The organism is Seonamhaeicola marinus, from assembly GCF_008085455.1.
In genome coordinates this window covers 1-271 of the sequence record NZ_VSDQ01000227.1, presented here as the reverse complement: position 1 = coordinate 271, position 271 = coordinate 1, and the positions used below count along the sequence as shown (strand labels likewise).

1 pseudogene is annotated in these 271 nt (G+C 33.6%); it reads right to left on the bottom strand.

The features are described from left to right. Positions 1-254 (bottom strand): annotated as a pseudogene (locus tag FUA24_RS03150) (3-phosphoglycerate dehydrogenase); the annotation flags it as partial. Positions 255-271 lie beyond the last annotated feature (17 nt).

Genomic DNA, 271 nt, shown 5'->3' with positions numbered 1-271 from the left:
TCTCTGGCATATTCTACATCAATGTTATCCATACCTACACCACCACGACCAATGATTTTTAAGTTAGGACAAGCATCAATTAAATCTTTTCTAACTGTAGTTGCACTTCTAACTAATAATACGCTAATGTCATTTTCATTAATGTAATTTACTAGTTGCTCTTGGGCAACTGTTGTAGTACTTACTTCGTATCCTCCTTTTTCAAGGGCATCAATACCGCTTTGTGAAATACCGTCGTTTGCTAATACTTTCATTTTATAGTTTTTTACTT